Here is a 16,338-nt window from a genome sequence, read left to right on the forward strand (position 1 = left end):
GTTTTTTCAGAAAAAGCCTGTTGTCGGGGTGTATCATAGCAGCGTCAAAATGACACGTGTGGTGGAAAGTCGCTGGCGGCCGATGCATCGCCCCGCGGCCATGACGCAAGTCATTGATAGCAATGAAATTATTTGGCAGGCCGCAGCACATCGGGAGAATCCCGTCACCGCATCGGGAAGTAATCGTTTTCTCGTGCGCTCCGCATATTCGCCCGCAGCGCGTGCTCGCACACTTGCTTCGCGCGCCCGCTTCCCCATTTCGAGCGCTTTCAACATGAACAACCCAGCGAAACAGCGGGCCCAGAAAGCCCAGAAGGTCAATGTCACCGACGTCGCCAAGGCAGCGGGCGTGTCCGTCGCGACCGTGTCGCGCGCGTTCAACCTCCCTCATCTGGTCCGCGAAGAAGCACGCGAGAAGGTCATCGCGATCGCACGAAAGATGGGCTACACGCCCAATCCGTCGGCCAAGGCGCTGCGACTGCAGAAGACGCACATCATCGGCGCGGTGATCCCGACGCTCGATTATTCGTTCTTCGCGCGCCTCGTCGACGGCTTCGAGGAGCGCATCACCGCGGCCGGCTACAGCGTGTTCGTGCTGACGACCGGCTTCGACAATACGCGGATGTTCGACAAGGTTCGCGCGCTCGTCGAGCGCGGCGCGGAAGCGCTGCTGATCGTGGGCCGCATCGACGATCCGGCGCTTCGCGCGTATTTGCTCGAAAAGCAGATTCCGTGCGTGACGACCTATTCGTATACGAATGACGAGCACTTCCCGTCGATCGGCTTCGACAACTACGGCGCCACGAAGCAGATGGTCGAGTTCCTGATCCGGCTCGGCCATCGGCGCATGGTGATGATCGCCGGCCCGGTTCACGGCAACGACAGGCAGCAATCGCGTATCCAGGCATTCGAGGAAACGTTGGCCGCCCACGGCATCGCCGACGGCTGCCACGTCATCGAGAAAAGTTACGGCTCGGCGGTGTTCCGCGGCGCCGAGGCGATGCGCCAGATTGCCGGCGAGTTTCCGGAAACGACCGCCGTCGTCTGCAACAGCGATACGTTCGCGCTGAGCGCGATCGCCGAATGTCGCCGCATGGGCATACGCGTGCCGGAGGATCTGTCGATTTCCGGATTCGACAACGACGATTACGCGACCGTGTTCACGCCCGCCCTCACGACGATTTCGGTTCCCGCACGGGAGATGGGCGAGCATTCGGCGCAGGCGCTGATCAGCGCACTCGCCGACCAACGCAGGATCATGCCGGTTCGCCTCGAAACCAATTTGGTCGTGCGGGAGTCGACGAGCACGGCGCGCCGCGAAGTCGCCGACACGCCGACGGCCCACACCAGCTAGAACCGGCCGCGCGCGACGCTGCTGCCGGCCGCGGCGTCCGTCAACGTGCATCGCGCGCACCACGATGCAGCGGCACGCATCGAATTGCTGCATGCGCCACCAGGCAGACAAACCCACTCCCCCCCTTCCGGCCGCCCGACACCCGCTCTGCGGTGCACATCACGCGCACAGACCCGTCCCGGCACAGTTTCTGCTTAGATTGCTGTAATCCTTTACTTTTAGACGCGGTGAAGCTCCATCCGACGGCGTCAATCCGGTCGCTCCACAAAGGTGCCGAGACGCTCACATGCCAGCACTGCCAAGGTTTCGTGAAATACCTTGCGGTGTGAAATAGGGAAGACCCGCATTGATCCGAAAATGTAAAGGATTACATTAGCAACCAAAGCGCCGACTAGATCGACGGCCCGGCCGGATGTCATCGACGCGCCACATGCCCGGGAAACAGGACCACCGGTCCGGTTTCTACGGAGCTACCTTTACCCCCGTGAGGAAGCGATGGATATCGAAAACAGAAGCATTGAGTTCATTCCGGAGAATGAACGCTATGGGAAACCGAGTCGGCTCTTTACGATCTGGTTCAGCGCCAACATGCAGGTCACCACGCTGGTGGTCGGCACGCTTGGCGTCGCAGCCGGCCTGAGCGTGTTCTGGACCATCATCGGCCTGATCCTCGGCAACCTCATCGGCACCGTCTTCATGGCCGGCCACTCGGCACAGGGCCCGCACCTGGGCATTCCGCAGATGATCCAGAGCCGCGCCCAGTTCGGCGTACTTGGCGCCGGGATCCCGCTGTTCATCGTCGTCGTGTCGTACGTGCTGTTCACGGCCGCCAACGGGGTCGTGATGCGCGACTCGATCAAGGCGATCTACCCGATGAGCGACAACGAAGCCATCATCCTGTTCGGAGTGCTGACGCTGATCATCAGCTATATCGGCTACGAGCTGATCCACCGGATGGGCGCGTACATGTCGGCCCTGTCGGGGCTGATTTTCGCGGCCGCCGCGTTCCTCGTGTACCAGCATCCGCTGCCGCCGCACGCCGCGGCGGCCGCCGCGAACCACGGCTACATCAATAGCGCGTTCATGCTGGTGGTTGCGCAGGCCGCGTCGTGGACGCTTGGTTTCGGTCCGTATGTCGCCGACTACTCGCGCTATCTGCCGAAGGACATCTCGACGAAACAGACGTTCTGGTACAGCTACATCGGCAACGCGCTCGGCTCGACGCTCGTGATGATTCTCGGCGCGGTGCTCGCCGCCGGCATCGCCGACGTGACGAAGGATCCGGGCACAGGTCTCGCCGGCCTATTCGGCGGCTGGGGGCGCCCCGCGCTCGTGATCATCGTGCTGGGTGTGCTCGAGATCAACGTGCTGAACCTGTACAGCGCATACATGTCGACCACGACGATCTTCACCGGTTTCAAGGGCATGGCGCGCGTCAGCAAGTCGATGAAGTTCGTGATCATGGCGCTCATCGCCGTCGTTGCAACGGCCATCGCGATCGGCACGCAGTACAAATTCAACGACTACTTCTCGGACATCCTCGTCGCGCAGATCTACGTGCTGGTGCCGTGGAGCTCGATCAACCTCGTCGACTACTACCTGATCCGCAAAGGTCAGTACAGCGTGGCCGACATGTACGACGAGGACGGCATCTACGGCAAATACAACATCAGCACGCTCGTCATCTTCATCGTCGCGGTCGCCGTACAAGTGCCGTTCATGGACATGTCGTTCTATCACAGCTACTTTGCCCGCGTCATCGGTGCGGACGTCAGCTGGATCCCGAGCCTGCTCGTTCCCGGTGCGCTCTACTACTTCGTCAACCGCAATCGCGGATTGTCGATGCTGCCGAGCCGCGCATCGGTCGTGCAGTAACGGGCCACCACGCACGGTCGCACTGAATCGGGACGCGCTGCCGCGCGTCCCCTTCCTCCACAACGTATTGCAGCGATTCACCAGCAGGCTCCCGCTTCATGCACGGTGTTCTTTCGCGACCGTCATTAGGTATACGAATTAATACCTGCCAATCGGAGCCTGCGAATCCCGACGACAACACCAGAACATGAGTAAGACAATGAACAAGATCCATTTGATCGCGGCCGCGGCACTGTGCGCGCTTTCCGCTGCAGCCAGCGCGCAGAGCGCCGTTACGCTTTACGGCATCGTCGATACGGGCGTCGCCTATGTGCACAACAGCGGCGGCCAGCATTCTCAATGGAAGATGTCGTCGGGCAACCTGTCCGGCAGCCAGTGGGGCCTCAAGGGCACGGAAGACCTCGGCGGCGGCCTGAGCGCCGTTTTCACGCTCGAGAACGGTTTCGACGTCGGCTCGGGCCAGCTCCAGCAGAACAACCGGATGTTCGGCCGGCAGGCGTTCGTCGGGCTGACAAGCACGCAGTTCGGCTCGGTGACGCTCGGCCGCCAGTACGATCCGGTCAGCGACCTGCTGCAGCCGTACACGGCCGATGCGTACAGCGGCTTCTTCGCGACGCCCGGCGATGTCGACAACTACGACAGCAGCGTTCGCTTCAACAACGCGGTGAAATGGACGAGCCCCGTGTGGGGCGGATTGACGTTGTCGGCAATGTACGGGTTCGGTGGCGTCGCGGGCTCCGTCGGCTCCGGGCAAACCTATTCGGGCGCGGTCAGCTACAGCCAGGGTCCGCTGTCGCTCGGCGCCGGTTACCTGCACGTCGACAACGGCAACGCGGCGGCTTCGACGCGCGGCGTCTCGTCAGCCGATACGTTCTTCAACAGCTCGGTGAACGCGGCGTATGCATCGGCCCGCTCGGTCAGCATCGCGCGCGCCGGCGGACAATATGCGATCGGGCCGGTGACCGTCGGTGCGGCCTACAGCTTCTCCGAGTATTCGCCGGATGCATCCTCGACCTTCAGCCGCTCCGAGAAATATCACAACGGCTCGGTGTTCGCGAACTGGCAGGTGTCGCCGGTCTTTGTCGCGGCCGCCGGCTACAACTACACGAAGTCGAACGGCGATTCGTCCGCGAAGTATCATCAGGTCAACCTGGGCATCGACTACCTGCTGAGCAAGCGCACGGACGTCTACGCGACGGTCGGCTATACCCATGCGAGCGGGCAGAACGGGCTGGGCGCCGCGCAGGCCGTGATCGGCTCGTTCGATATCGATGCAGGCGCCAGTTCGCAGGTGATCGGCATCGTCGGGATGCGTCACAAGTTCTGATCGCCGCCGCGAATGCGGCTGCCGGCCCCAGGAGTGCGTCCGGGCACGCGGCGGCCGCGTTCGCTCCGGCACACCGCCCATGAACCAGACTCGCAGGAACGACATGAACCGAATCGTGGCCATGTACGTGGCACTGACCACTACCGCGTGCGTCACCGCCCCCGCGCACGCGCAGGATCCGGGCGCCGCGGCAACCGTCGTGAAGCTCGGCTTCGCGTCGCCGCTCACCGGTGCGCAGGCGCATCTCGGCAAGGACAATGAAAACGGCGCCCGCCTCGCCGTCGAAGAGATCAATGCGAAGGGGTTCAAGGTCGGCGGCAAGCCGGTTCGCCTCGAACTCGTGGCGCAAGACGATGCCGGCGATCCTCGCACCGGCACGGTGGTCGCGCAGCAGCTCGTCGATCTCGGCGTCGTCGCGGTGGTCGGGCACATGAACTCCGGCGTCGCGATCCCCGCGTCGCGCGTGTACAGCAACGCGCAGATCGCGCTGTTGTCGAGCGCGTCGAATCCCGCGTACACCACGCAGGGTTACAAAACGTCCTTTCGATTGACGGCGACCGATGCGAGCCAGGGGCCGGCGCTCGCGCAGTATGCAGCCGGGCGTCTGCATGCGCGACGCGTCGTCGTCGTGGACGACGCGAGCGCGTTCGGGCAGGGCCTCGCCGACGAGTTCGCGAAGAAGGCGCAGGCGCTCGGCCTGCAGATCGTGAGCCACGAGACCGTCAGCGACAAGTCGATCGACTTTCGCGCGGTGCTGACCCGCATCAAGTCGGAGCGTGCCGACGCGATCATGTTCGGCGGCATGGACGCGACGGCCGGCCCGCTTGCGAAGCAGGCGCGCACGCTCGGCCTCGCGCTGCCGATTCTCGGCGGCGACGGCATCTGTACGCCGACGATGATCAGTCTGGCCGACAAGGCCGCGGAAAATATCGTGTGCTCGAGTGTCGGCACGCCGCTCGACAAGCTGCCGCGCGGCGCCGCGTTCGAACAGGCGTACGAAGCGCGATACGGCACGCCGGTGAAGTTTCTCGCGCCGTTCTTTTACGATGCGGTCTACCTGGTCGCCGACGCGATGCGGCGCAGCGGGTCCACCGACCACGCCGCCGTGCTCGCCGCGTTGCCGAAAGCCGACTATGTCGGCGTGACCGGACGGTTCGCCTATACCGATCGCGGCGACATCAAGGATCCGGTGGTCACGCTCTATACGGTCAAGGGCGGGAAACTCGTTGCGGCCGAAACCGTTCACATGTGATCGACGCCGCGCCGATGGTGCGGCGCGGTGCCGGCCGCGGCTACGGTCGCGCCGCTCAGCGCGCCACTTTCAACCCGGCAATGCCGGCCGCCAGCAACAGCGCGGCAAGCAATGCGAACGACGTGGCCAGCCCCAGCGCATGCGCGAAAAATCCGACCGCCGCGGGGCCCGCGAGGTTGCCGCCGTATCCGAGCGTCGTCAGCGCGGTGATCGCCGCGGACGGTTCCATCGCGCGCTGGCGGCCGGCCGCCGCGAACAGCAGCGGCACGATGTTCGCGCAACCGATGCCGGTGAGCCCGAAACCGACGATCGCGCCGACACCCGACGGTGCGGCGATTGCGACCGCGAGCCCCAATGCGCCGAGCATCCCGCCCGCCACGATCATCATTTGCGCGCCGAGCCGGTGAGCGAGCCCGTCGCCGAGCAGCCGGCCGCTCGTCATCGCGATCGCGAACACCGTGTAGCCGAATCCCGCGCGGACCTGCTCGTACTGCTTGACCGTCGTGAGGAACAGCGCGCTCCAGTCGAGCATCGCGCCTTCCACGAGGAACACGCAGAGCGCAATCGCGCCCATCACGACGACGATTCCCTGCGGCAACACGAAATGCACGCCGCTGCCGCCGCCGGCGTCTGCGCGCAGACGCCGGCCGTAGAACGCGATCAGCGTGACCGCGATCGCCGACACGGCGAGCGACACCGCGAGCGGTGGTGCGCCCGCCGACAGCAGCGCGCCGCCGGCCAGCGAGCCCGCGATGCCGCCGACGCTGAACAGGCCGTGAAAGCCCGACATCAACCGCCGCCGCGTTTCGCGTTCGACCAGCATCGCGTGAATGTTCATCGTGACGTCGACGATGCCCATGCCCGCCCCGAACAGCAGCAACGCCGCCGCCATCGTGCCCATCGTCGACATCAGCGCGAGCAACGGCAACGCGACGGCGATCATCGCCGTGCCCGCGCCGATCATGCGCCGGCAACCGAAGCGCGCGACCAGCCGCTGGCACAACGGCATGCATCCGATCGATCCGATCCCGAGACACAGCAGCAGGAACCCGAGCTTCGCGTCGTCCACGCCGAGCCGCTCCTTCGCATACGGCACGAGCGGCGCCCATGCGGCGACGCTCATGCCGGCAACGAAGAATGCGGCGCGCGTCGCCGCGATGCCGTTCCCGACGGCCGGCTCCCGGTCAGCCGTGCCGCCCCGCTCGGCGTCGCTCGCGCTATACAAGATGCACCTCCGGAATGCGCGCGCCGATGATCTCGCGATACACACCGACATAATCGCGCGCCATCCGTCGCGCGTCGAAGCGCCGCTCGAATACCCGTCGAATGGCGCTGCGCGATAGCGACTTCGACCGCTCGACGGCGTCGACCGCCTGCGCGACGGTGTCGACGACGTAGCCCGTCAACCCATCGTCGATCACTTCGGGCACCGAACCGCGGCGGAACGCGATCGTCGGTGTCCCGCACGCCATCGCCTCGATCATCACCAGCCCGAACGGCTCGGGCCAGTCGATCGGCAACAGCAGCGCGCGGGCATTGGACAGGAACGCGGGCTTCTGCAGCTCGTTGATCTCGCCGATGAACTCGACGTTCGCCTGCTGCAGCAACGGCGCGATCTCGCGCTCGAAGTAAGCGACGTCGGCCTTGTCGACTTTCGCCGCGATCTTCAGCGGCAAGCCGGCTTCCGTTGCAATGCGGATCGCCGCGTCGACGCCCTTCTCCGGACAGATGCGCCCGAGGAACGCGAGATAGTCGCCATCCCCGGCGCCCTGCGGTGTCAGCAGCCCGTTCGGCAGCCCGTGCTGGACGGTTGCGGCCCATCCGGCGTGCGGCATCGGCACACGCTGCGCGTCGGAGATGGACACGAGCGGCGTGTCGGGATGTTGCGCGAACACCGGATGGATTTCGGGTAGATCGAGTCGGCCATGCAACGTCGTCACGAACGGCACGTCGAGTACGCCGAACAGCGAAAACGGCAGATAGTCGAGGTGGAAATGGAGGATGTCGAACGCGTGCGCGACGGCCCTCACCTGCTCCAGCATCAGGAAATGCGGTGCGATCGGATCGCGGATCGTCGGGTCGAGACGGAGCGCCGTGGGCCAGCACGCGCGCAGCGTCCCGTTCGTGATCGAGTCGCCGCTCGCAAACAGCGTCACGTCGTGGCCGAGCTGCACGAGTGCATCGGTCAGGTAGGACACGACGCGTTCGGTGCCGCCGTAGAGCTTCGGCGGCACGGCTTCATGAAGGGGGGCGATCTGTGCAATTCGCATGATGATGGCGAAATTCCGGTTCAATAAAAAAGGCGCAGCGGCATGGCGGCTGCGCCAAGGAGGCTGAATGCCTCACGCGTGAATGGCTTTCCCCGGCGCCATTCGTCTGGAGATGCCGGCGATGCCGGTCAAGCGAGCAGCGGCCGATAGGGGCCGGCGTCGAGCGCGCTCGCGGTTGCGCGCAACACGCCGAGTTCGGCGAGCGCCGCACGGTCGGCCAGCGGCGCCGCGCTGCGGTTCAGCAGATACACGGCGTTCGGATCGGGAAATTCCGCCCCCCAAACGCCGTCCGCATCGGCATGCGTTCGCGCGAGCGCGGCAGCCACCTGCGCGGCGCGGCCGAGCTTGCAGCGCAGCGTATGCAGCACGCGCGCCCCGTGCTCGACGGAACCTGTGCCGTCTCCCGCAACGACGCCGGCGACCGGATTCAGTATCGTGATCGACTGCGACGACACGTGCGCCACCGCGCCGGGCAGGAACGCGCCGGTCCACTCAGGCACGCGGCCGAGCGCGGCGCGCTTCTCCGCGCGCTCCGCCAGCGACGCATACGACCACACGTGCAGGAAGCGGATCGTGCCTTCGTCGATCACCCAGTTGCCGACGAGCCGCCCGTAGTCGTTGCCGCGGATCGGCATGCCGACGTCCCGGAACAACGCGAAATAGCCGGGCGCCTGATCGCGTTCGATCACATACTCGCGTAGCTCATGAATCATCCGTGCCCCCGAGGATCAGCGCGCCGTATAGCCGCCGTCGACCGTGATCATCGAGCCGGTGACGAACGACGATTCGTCCGACGCCAGATACAGGATCGCGGTGGAGATTTCCTCGGGCGTCGCATAGCGGTTCACCGGTGCGCGCGCCTTCAGCGCGGCGACGAAGCCTTCCGGATCCGGCACTTCCTTCAGCATCTTTTCGTAGTAGTTGGACCACGTCACGCCCGGCGCCACGCTGTTCACGCGAATGTTTTCTTCCGCGTGGTCGAGCGCCATCGCGCGGGTCAGTGCCGCCACGCCGCCCTTGGCCGCCACGTACGCGGCACGATCGGGAATGCCGGCCACCGACACGGTCGACGCCAGGTTCACGATCGACCCGCCGCCGCGCTTGATCATCTGCGGAATCGCGTATTTCGATACCAGGAACACGCTCTTCAGGTTCACGTCGATCAGGCGATCCCACTCGTCTTCCTCGATCGTCACGACGCTGCCGCGCGTGCCGAGCCCGGCGTTGTTCACGACGATGTCGATGCCGTCGAAGCGATCCACCGTCGCCTGGATCGTCTCCTTCACCTGCTGCGTGCTCGTCACGTCCACCTGAACGGCGAACGCGTCGGCACCGATCCCGTCGGCCACCTTGCGCGCGCCGTCATAGTCGCGGTCGGCGAGCACGACACGCGCGCCTTCCTGCACGAAACGCTCGGCCGTGGCCGCACCGATACCTGCCGCAGCGCCCGTAATCAGCGCAATTTTTCCCTTCAGTCGCATATCATCCTCACTCAGATCACGTGCTCGAGACGTCGCAGAATCGCGTCCTCGATACTCAATGCCGCAAGCCACGACGTGCGCGGGTTGTCGGGCAACGGGTTGTTTTCCAGCCGAATCACGAGCCGGCCGAACGGGCCGGTCGCTTCGACCTCGTGTACGTTCTTGTCGACACCCGGATCGGCCATCATCGTGACGACGGTGTCCTCGAAGCCGATGCCCGCCAGCGCGACCGCCGCCGTCACGTTCGCGTTCTTCGGATAAAGCCGCGCCGACTCGGCGGCACTCCCCTCGAAGATCACGGTCGGCTCGGTGATGGCCGCGAGGTCGAATTGCGCTTCGGCCGGGGAGCCGACCCACGCGCGCGGCGGCTTGCGACCGATGTAGCGCACCGATTGAAGGCCGCTGCCGCGCGCCGCGCTGAGCGCGTCGAGGCCGCCGATCGCGCCCGAGACCACGGTCAGTTCGGACTGGCCGCTCAGTTGCGCGTCGTGAAGCTTCGCGCGCAGTGCATCGGACGACAGCGCGCCGACCGACGCGACGATCGCATCGACGCCGCGTGCGAGGCAATGCGCGACGACCTGCTCGACGGCCTGGTGGCCCGCGCATTCGACGACGACCGTCGGCTGCCACGCGAGCAATGCGTCGACGGTCGAAAACAGCTCGACGTTCAGCTCGCGCTTGAGCAGCGCGGCGTCGCCGTGCGGATCGAAGCCCGCGACGGGAAGGTCGCCATGCGCACCCGCACGCAGCGATGCGACGACGCGGCGGCCCATCGCACCCATGCCGATGACGGCGACACGTTCCGCGTGCTGATGCGGCGACGAACGACCCGCCGTCGAATTCGTCACGGCCGTGGCATCGTGACGGGCAGAAACCTGATTCATGTGCGCTCCAGAAATGACCCTACGAGCATCGCGAATGCGTCGGGCGCGACCTGCGGGAAGAAATGTCCACCGTCGACCTTTTCCAGTTCGCTGCGCGGGATCCGCTCCGCCAGGTCGGACGAGTTGTAGAACGGGACGATGAAATCGTCTTCCGCGCCGACGACCAGAACGTCCTGCTCCAGACCCGCCAGTTCGTCGGCGCGCTCGTACGCGAGCAGCATGTCGATCCGGCTCGATACCGTCTCGACGTCCATCGCCGTCGCGGCATCGAAGTCGGGCGGCGCGTCGGCCGCGAGATGCCGGTCGTACCATTGCCCGTCATAGCCGCCGAGCTTCGACAGTGCCGAATACGCGGACGGTCCGACCCGCTGCAACAAATAACGACGGAATGCGAACAGATCGCGAAACCGACGGTCCGGCTTTGCCCACCCGCCGCTCAGTACGAGTCGGTCGCAGCGGCCGGGATGATCGAGGCCGAGCGTCTGCGCGACGAGGCTGCCGGTCGAATGTCCGACGATGTGAGCAGCGCCGATCGATTCCCGATCCAGCACGTCCAGCACCGCGGCGGCGATCGCCGGGATCGTCTGCGCGGCCGGCGGCGCACTGCGGCCGACACCGGGGTGATCGAACGTGAGCACCCGAAAACGTCGCGCGAGCAGCGGCACGATCGGCTTCCAGAAAGCGCCGAGGCCGCCGAGCCCCGCGATCAGCACGACCGCGCGGCCGTCGCCGTGGCTTTCGTAATGAACGGCGTTCATCGCGCCCGCCGCTGTCACTGCTTGTCCGCAGCCGTCGCGAAGACGGTGCGCGCCTCGATCTCGGCCACGTTCTCCGGGCGATCGAACGGCTCGGGAGCCGCTTCGCCCGGCTGACGCGTGCGGCCGATATCGCGGAAGAACGTCTCGAGGCCCGACGGCACGAAGAACCAGGCCCAATGCAGGTCGGTATCGCCGTCGTTGATGAACGTGTGCGTGCGCAGCTTGCCGAGGAAGAGCGTCGTGCCGGCGCCGAGCCGGTACTCCTCTCCGTCCAGAATCGCCTTGCCCGATCCCGAGATGAAGTGCAGCACCTCCTCGTTGGCGTCGTGCGAGTGCTTGCGCACGACACCGCCCGGCGGCAACGTCTGCGTGCCCGCCGAGAACGGCACGTCCATCGGCACCAGGTGCGGCGCGACATGCACCGACGCATGCCCGTTGGCCGGCTTCGGCTGCCAGTAGCTTTCCTCGCCGTCGGGCGTCACGACCATGTACTTGCCGCCCGCACGCGCGGCTTCATGGATCGCGCCCTTGGTGTCCTGCGTATCAGTTGCTGCCGGATGATTCATGTGTCACCTCATCTGAAAGCGGGCTTGCTGGCCAGCCACGCGGCTGCCCCGGAGAAACCCTAGTAATCGATTACATTTTTCACGCAATTTTTCTCGACATCAGCGCCTGCCTCCCCGCTCTGCCCCATCGCGATCCAGCCAAATATCCGCTGAAGGCCCGAGCGTTGAGCCGATGACTGCATCCTAGCGAGATTCATAACCGATGTAAAGGATTTCATTTTCGACGGCGCTCGGCTATGATTTCGATCAACTCGAGCAGCTGGGCCGGATTCGGTGGAAACAGCGTCAGGCCGCCGTTTCGAGGCTTCACGCGTACCGGGAGGCCCACCGCGAGCCAAGCGGGCGTTACTGAAAAAGTTTTCATCTTGCGACTGAGGAATGACATGAACGTCTTCGCTGATACCCGCGTCGAGCATGACCTGCTTGGCGACCTCCCTGTGCCGGCCGATGCGTACTACGGCATTCACACCGTGCGCGCGATCGACAACTTTCCGATCAGCGGCGTCACGGTGGGCAGCTACGCCGCACTGGTCCGGGCCCTCGCCGAAATCAAGGGTGCTGCCGCGCTGGCCAACGCCGATCTCGGCCTGCTGTCGCGAGACAAGGCCGGCTGGATCGTCGATGCGTGCCGGGAAATCCGCGACGGTGCACTCCACGACCAGTTCCCGATCGACGTGATTCAGGGCGGCGCCGGCACGTCGACGAACATGAACGCGAATGAAGTCATCGCGAATCGCGCGCTGGAGATTGCCGGGCACAGCCGCGGCGAATACGCGTTCCTGCATCCGAACGAAGACGTCAACATGAGTCAGAGCACCAACGACGTGTACCCCACCGCGATCAAGCTCGCGCTGCAACGGCTGATCGTCGAGCTGGTTGCCGCGATGGCGGAGCTGCGCGGCGCGTTCGATGCGAAGGCGAAGGCGTTCGCGACCGTGTTGAAAATGGGGCGCACGCAATTGCAGGATGCCGTGCCGATGACGCTCGGACAGGAATTCGCGTCGTATGCCGTGATGCTTGCCGAGGACGAAGCGCGCCTGACCGAAGCCGCCGCGCTGCTGCGCGAAATCAATCTCGGCGCCACCGCGATCGGGACCGGCATCACCGCACACCCGGACTATGCGGCCAGCGTGTGCCGGCATTTGAACGCGATCACCGGCCTCGACTTCGTGACCGCCTCGAACCTGATCGAGGCGACCCAGGACGTCGGCGCGTTCGTGCAACTGTCGGGCGTATTGAAGCGCGTCGCCGTGAAGCTGTCGAAAGTCTGCAACGATCTGCGCCTGCTGTCGTCCGGCCCGCGCGCAGGGCTCGGCGAGATCAACCTGCCGCCGCGTCAGGCGGGCTCGAGCATCATGCCGGGCAAGGTCAACCCGGTGATCCCGGAAGTCGTCAACCAGATCGCGTTCGAGGTGATCGGCAACGACATCACCATCACGCTTGCGGCCGAAGGCGGGCAACTTCAGCTGAATGCGTTCGAGCCGATCATCGCGCATAGCCTGTTCAAGAGTCTCGTGCATCTGAAAGCGGGCTGCGAAACGCTGACGCGCCGCTGCGTCGTCGGCATCACCGCGAATCGCGAGCATCTGCTCGACGGCGTGCAGCGATCGATCGGCATCGTGACCGCGCTGAATCCGTACATCGGCTATGCAAACGCGACCGAAGTCGCGCGGCTCGCACTCGAATCGGGGCGAAGCGTGTCGGAAATCGTGCTCGAGCGCGGGCTGCTGAGCACGGACGAACTGGCGGCGATCCTGCGCCCCGAAGTGCTGACCGAGCCGGCCGCGCAGGTCCGCATTCAGCTCACGCGGTAATGCGCAGACCGGTTCGTGACGTGCCGGCAACCTGGCAGGCGTTCATGTTGCACGACCCCATGAATACAGCACACATCAAAGCGATCGCATTTGATTTTGACGGCGTCATCCTGGACTCCGTCCAGCTGAAAGCCGACCTGTTCGTCGAATGCTACGGCGACTGCGTCGACGAAAATCAGAGGGCCGCGATCCTCGCGTATCAGGCGCTGCACGGCGGGATCGGCCGCGTGGAGAAATTCCGCTACTTCGAACGCGCGGTGTTCGGCAGAGAACCGGACGACGCAACCGTGGCGAGGCTCGCGAACCAATACAGCAGCTTGCTGATGGCGCGCATCGATTCGTGCATGGAACTTCCGGGCGCGCGTGCGTTTCTGGAACGCATGCACGGGAAGTTGTCGTTGCATCTCGTGTCGGGAACGGCCCATCCCGATCTCGTCGCAATTACCGCGCAACGCCATCTCGATCGCTATTTCGAGACCATCGTCGGATCGCCGACCACCAAGGTCGACGCGTTTTCCGACGTGGTTCGATTCGGTTCCTGGCTTCCCGGCCAGGTTCTCGCCATCGGCGATTCGATCACCGAACTGCACGCCGCGGATCACGTCGGAATGCCGTTCGTCGGCATCGTCGCGCCGGGCGAGCCGAATCCGTTTCCGCCTCACATCGAGGTGTTCGACAACATGGAAACGGTGAATCGGGCGTGGCGCGCGTAACTGCGTTGCGGGCAACGGCAATGCGGCACTGCGCGCCGAAGCACGCCGAGAATTCGGCCGGACCGCCGCTGCATCACCGCGATCCCGTCTTGTCCGCACGCCACCGGCTTGGATTGACGCCGGTCACGCGTGTGAACGTTCGCGAGAAATGACTCTGATCGGCGAAGCCGCACGCGAGCGCGATCATGCTCAACGGCAGGTTCGGATTGCACATCCATTCCTGCGCCCGTTCGACCCGCTGCATGATCAGCCAGCGATGCGGCGGCAGCCCGGTCGTTCGATGAAACGCCTTCATGAAATAGCCGCGAGACAGTCCGCAGGCGCTCGCCACGTCGGCCAGCCCGATGTTTCCGTCGAGGTGCTCGAGCAGGAGCTCCTTCGCGCGACGCTCCTGCGACGGCGTGAGTTTGCCGTCCGATTTTTCCCGCCGTTCGCTGACGCCGCCGTAACGGTGCGCGACGTGTGCCTGCAACGCCAACCCGACATGATCGATGAAGATCTGCGATGCCTCTTCCGGCCGGGCCAGCGCCGGCAGTAGCGACTGGCCGAGCGCATGGATGATCGAGTCGTGGGCGCTCAGATGCGGCGGCAGATAAAGTTGCGGCCGTTGCCGGCCGCCGATGTCGTCGACCGTTTCCTCCAGCGTGTGGCGCGGCAGATGGAAATGAAGGCAATCGAACGAGCCCTTGAGGTCAGCCACCCAGCGACGGTCGAGATCGTAGATCGACACGGTTCCCGCGTCATACGGAACGAACGGTGCGGGGCGGCCATCGAGCCACAGATCCTGTTCGCCGAATGCACGCAACTGCAATACGATGAGATCCGTATTCTCCAGTTCATAGGGCGCGGTCAGCCCCATGTTCCGGCGCAAGGTCTTCAGGCGGACGATGCCGATCTGCCCCTTCGGCAACGCCTGGGTGACGATGGTCTGCCTGACGTCGGCCGGGATGAAATCCGACGATGCAGTGTCTGACTGACGGGCGGTCATGGTGAGGTGGAAGTGAACTGGGGCGACGCAGCGAATGACGAGGCCCGCGAGTCTAGCAAATCGCGATGGCGCGCGCTGCCCGCGTTTTCGGGCACTGATATGATGCGCCCACCCGCCCTCTACCGGAACTCGCGATGAAGTTGTCATTCGAAGCGCTCGAAGCCCTGGATGCGATCGACCGCACCGGAACGTTCGCCGAAGCCGCGGAACTGCTGCACCGCGTTCCGTCCGCACTCACCTATCTGGTGCAGAAACTGGAAAGCGATCTTGGCGTGATGCTGTTCGACCGCAGCGGACGGCGCGCCAAGCTCACGCATGCCGGTCGCATCGTCGTCGAGGAAGGCCGGCGGCTGCTGCACGCGGCCGAACAACTGGAGATGAAGGCACTGCGCGCGCAGGAAGGCTGGGAAACCGAGGTGCGCATCTGTATCGACGAGATCCTGCCGTTCGACGCGTTGTGGCCGTTCGTGCACCGGTTCTATGCACTCGCGATGGACACGCGGCTGCGGCTGTCGACCGAAGTGCTCGGCGGCGCCTGGGACGCGCTGATCTGCCGCCGCGCGGATCTCGTCGTCGGCGCGGCGGGAGAGCCGCCCGAGCTGCCGAACATCATCGCGCGGCCGATCGGCTCGCTGAAACACGTCTTCGCCGTGGCGCCGACCCATCCGCTCGCGGCACTTCCCGAGCCGCTTTCGATGGCGTCGGTCGTCGCGTATCGCGGCGCAGTGATCAGCGATACGTCGCGCGAGCTGCAGCCGCAATCGGTTGCGATCGATGCGGGCCAACCGTATCTCGCGGTGCCGACGCTCGCGGCCAAACTGGACGCGCAATGCGAAGGGCTGGCGGTGGGCACGCTGCCGGAATGCATCGCCGCACGCGCGATCGCCGACGGCAAGCTCGTCGCGCGCCGGGTGACCGGCATGCGCGACACCACGCACTGCTATCTCGCATGGCGCAGCGACGAGGCCGGCCGTGCACTCCACTGGTGGGTCGAGCAACTCGACCGCCCCGACCTCGTCGATTGCTTCACGAAGCCTGCGTGAGCGCTGCGTTCGC

16 protein-coding genes are annotated in these 16,338 nt (G+C 65.1%); 7 read left to right on the top strand and 9 right to left on the bottom strand.

Annotated elements, in window-relative coordinates; genetic code table 11:
• Positions 1 to 274 precede the first annotated feature (274 nt).
• The 4 genes from O1Q03_RS08785 to O1Q03_RS08800 all read left to right on the top strand — a co-directional run bounded on the left by O1Q03_RS08785 (position 275) and on the right by O1Q03_RS08800 (position 5,808).
• Positions 275 to 1,354 (top strand): LacI family DNA-binding transcriptional regulator, encoded by a 1,080-nt coding sequence (locus tag O1Q03_RS08785; protein ID WP_269502836.1) that lies wholly within the window; start codon positions 275 to 277, stop codon positions 1,352 to 1,354.
• Positions 1,355 to 1,849: 495 nt separating this feature from the next.
• Complete coding sequence (locus tag O1Q03_RS08790) at positions 1,850 to 3,229, top strand: purine-cytosine permease family protein (RefSeq protein ID WP_269502838.1); 1,380 nt, start codon at positions 1,850 to 1,852, stop codon at positions 3,227 to 3,229.
• Between the two features lie 199 nt (positions 3,230 to 3,428).
• Positions 3,429 to 4,556, top strand: a complete 1,128-nt coding sequence (locus O1Q03_RS08795) for a porin (protein ID WP_269502839.1) — start codon at positions 3,429 to 3,431, stop codon at positions 4,554 to 4,556.
• 103 nt (positions 4,557 to 4,659) lie between these two features.
• Entirely contained in the window at positions 4,660 to 5,808 is a 1,149-nt protein-coding gene (locus O1Q03_RS08800; RefSeq protein ID WP_269502840.1) for a branched-chain amino acid ABC transporter substrate-binding protein, read from the top strand.
• 55 nt (positions 5,809 to 5,863) lie between these two features.
• Here O1Q03_RS08800 and O1Q03_RS08805 read toward each other — a convergent pair whose 3' ends face one another.
• The 8 genes from O1Q03_RS08805 to O1Q03_RS08840 all read right to left on the bottom strand — a co-directional run bounded on the left by O1Q03_RS08805 (position 5,864) and on the right by O1Q03_RS08840 (position 12,152).
• Positions 5,864 to 7,033, bottom strand: coding sequence for an MFS transporter (locus O1Q03_RS08805; protein WP_269502841.1), 1,170 nt, complete (start codon positions 7,031 to 7,033; stop codon positions 5,864 to 5,866).
• Positions 7,026 to 8,078 carry a glycosyltransferase family 4 protein gene (locus O1Q03_RS08810; protein WP_269502842.1) on the bottom strand — a complete coding sequence of 351 codons (1,053 nt, stop codon included), beginning with the start codon at positions 8,076 to 8,078 and terminating at the stop codon, positions 7,026 to 7,028. The genes O1Q03_RS08805 and O1Q03_RS08810 overlap by 8 nt, the downstream gene beginning before the upstream one ends.
• Positions 8,079 to 8,206: 128 nt before the next feature.
• Positions 8,207 to 8,791, bottom strand: coding sequence for an NIPSNAP family protein (locus O1Q03_RS08815; RefSeq protein ID WP_269502843.1), 585 nt, complete (start codon positions 8,789 to 8,791; stop codon positions 8,207 to 8,209).
• 15 nt (positions 8,792 to 8,806) lie between these two features.
• Complete coding sequence (locus tag O1Q03_RS08820; protein ID WP_269502844.1) at positions 8,807 to 9,559, bottom strand: SDR family oxidoreductase; 753 nt, start codon at positions 9,557 to 9,559, stop codon at positions 8,807 to 8,809.
• Between the two features lie 11 nt (positions 9,560 to 9,570).
• A complete protein-coding gene (locus tag O1Q03_RS08825) occupies positions 9,571 to 10,443 on the bottom strand; it encodes an aspartate dehydrogenase (protein WP_269502845.1) in 873 nt (290 codons plus the stop codon).
• Complete coding sequence (locus tag O1Q03_RS08830) at positions 10,440 to 11,201, bottom strand: alpha/beta fold hydrolase (RefSeq protein WP_269502846.1); 762 nt, start codon at positions 11,199 to 11,201, stop codon at positions 10,440 to 10,442. The genes O1Q03_RS08825 and O1Q03_RS08830 overlap by 4 nt, the downstream gene beginning before the upstream one ends.
• Before the next feature lie 14 nt (positions 11,202 to 11,215).
• A complete protein-coding gene (locus tag O1Q03_RS08835) occupies positions 11,216 to 11,767 on the bottom strand; it encodes a cupin domain-containing protein (RefSeq protein WP_269502847.1) in 552 nt (183 codons plus the stop codon).
• A 214-nt stretch (positions 11,768 to 11,981) separates the two neighbouring features.
• The gene (locus tag O1Q03_RS08840) at positions 11,982 to 12,152 is read right to left on the bottom strand and encodes a hypothetical protein (protein WP_269502848.1); all 171 of its coding nucleotides are present in this window, start codon (positions 12,150 to 12,152) and stop codon (positions 11,982 to 11,984) included.
• Here O1Q03_RS08840 and aspA point away from each other — a divergent pair.
• Both aspA and O1Q03_RS08850 read left to right on the top strand, forming a co-directional pair.
• The gene (aspA, locus tag O1Q03_RS08845; RefSeq protein ID WP_269502849.1) at positions 12,151 to 13,581 is read left to right on the top strand and encodes an aspartate ammonia-lyase; all 1,431 of its coding nucleotides are present in this window, start codon (positions 12,151 to 12,153) and stop codon (positions 13,579 to 13,581) included. The genes O1Q03_RS08840 and aspA overlap by 2 nt on opposite strands.
• A 59-nt stretch (positions 13,582 to 13,640) precedes the next feature.
• The gene (locus O1Q03_RS08850) at positions 13,641 to 14,294 is read left to right on the top strand and encodes an HAD family hydrolase (protein ID WP_269502850.1); all 654 of its coding nucleotides are present in this window, start codon (positions 13,641 to 13,643) and stop codon (positions 14,292 to 14,294) included.
• A gap of 73 nt (positions 14,295 to 14,367) precedes the next feature.
• On the opposite strand, the gene O1Q03_RS08855 is transcribed toward O1Q03_RS08850, so the two are convergent.
• Positions 14,368 to 15,429: a helix-turn-helix domain-containing protein gene (locus tag O1Q03_RS08855; protein WP_269502851.1), complete on the bottom strand. Its 1,062-nt coding sequence runs from the start codon at positions 15,427 to 15,429 to the stop codon at positions 14,368 to 14,370.
• Here O1Q03_RS08855 and O1Q03_RS08860 point away from each other — a divergent pair.
• Complete coding sequence (locus O1Q03_RS08860; protein ID WP_269502853.1) at positions 15,417 to 16,325, top strand: LysR family transcriptional regulator; 909 nt, start codon at positions 15,417 to 15,419, stop codon at positions 16,323 to 16,325. The genes O1Q03_RS08855 and O1Q03_RS08860 overlap by 13 nt on opposite strands.
• The last annotated feature ends 13 nt before the right edge of the window (positions 16,326 to 16,338 follow it).

The sequence above is a fragment of the Burkholderia sp. IMCC1007 genome (genome assembly GCF_027257875.1).
GTDB lineage: Bacteria > Pseudomonadota > Gammaproteobacteria > Burkholderiales > Burkholderiaceae > Burkholderia.

Coding starts and splice junctions, on each gene's coding strand:
- O1Q03_RS08785 (WP_269502836.1), top strand. CDS start 275: ATGAACAACCCAGCGAAACAGCGGGCCCAGAAAGCCCAGAAGGTCAAT.
- O1Q03_RS08790 (WP_269502838.1), top strand. CDS start 1,850: ATGGATATCGAAAACAGAAGCATTGAGTTCATTCCGGAGAATGAACGC.
- O1Q03_RS08795 (WP_269502839.1), top strand. CDS start 3,429: ATGAACAAGATCCATTTGATCGCGGCCGCGGCACTGTGCGCGCTTTCC.
- O1Q03_RS08800 (WP_269502840.1), top strand. CDS start 4,660: ATGAACCGAATCGTGGCCATGTACGTGGCACTGACCACTACCGCGTGC.
- O1Q03_RS08810 (WP_269502842.1), bottom strand. CDS start 8,078: ATGCGAATTGCACAGATCGCCCCCCTTCATGAAGCCGTGCCGCCGAAG.
- O1Q03_RS08815 (WP_269502843.1), bottom strand. CDS start 8,791: ATGATTCATGAGCTACGCGAGTATGTGATCGAACGCGATCAGGCGCCC.
- O1Q03_RS08820 (WP_269502844.1), bottom strand. CDS start 9,559: ATGCGACTGAAGGGAAAAATTGCGCTGATTACGGGCGCTGCGGCAGGT.
- O1Q03_RS08825 (WP_269502845.1), bottom strand. CDS start 10,443: ATGAATCAGGTTTCTGCCCGTCACGATGCCACGGCCGTGACGAATTCG.
- O1Q03_RS08830 (WP_269502846.1), bottom strand. CDS start 11,201: ATGAACGCCGTTCATTACGAAAGCCACGGCGACGGCCGCGCGGTCGTG.
- O1Q03_RS08835 (WP_269502847.1), bottom strand. CDS start 11,767: ATGAATCATCCGGCAGCAACTGATACGCAGGACACCAAGGGCGCGATC.
- aspA (WP_269502849.1), top strand. CDS start 12,151: ATGAACGTCTTCGCTGATACCCGCGTCGAGCATGACCTGCTTGGCGAC.
- O1Q03_RS08840 (WP_269502848.1), bottom strand. CDS start 12,152: ATGTCATTCCTCAGTCGCAAGATGAAAACTTTTTCAGTAACGCCCGCT.
- O1Q03_RS08850 (WP_269502850.1), top strand. CDS start 13,641: ATGAATACAGCACACATCAAAGCGATCGCATTTGATTTTGACGGCGTC.
- O1Q03_RS08860 (WP_269502853.1), top strand. CDS start 15,417: ATGAAGTTGTCATTCGAAGCGCTCGAAGCCCTGGATGCGATCGACCGC.
- O1Q03_RS08855 (WP_269502851.1), bottom strand. CDS start 15,429: ATGACAACTTCATCGCGAGTTCCGGTAGAGGGCGGGTGGGCGCATCAT.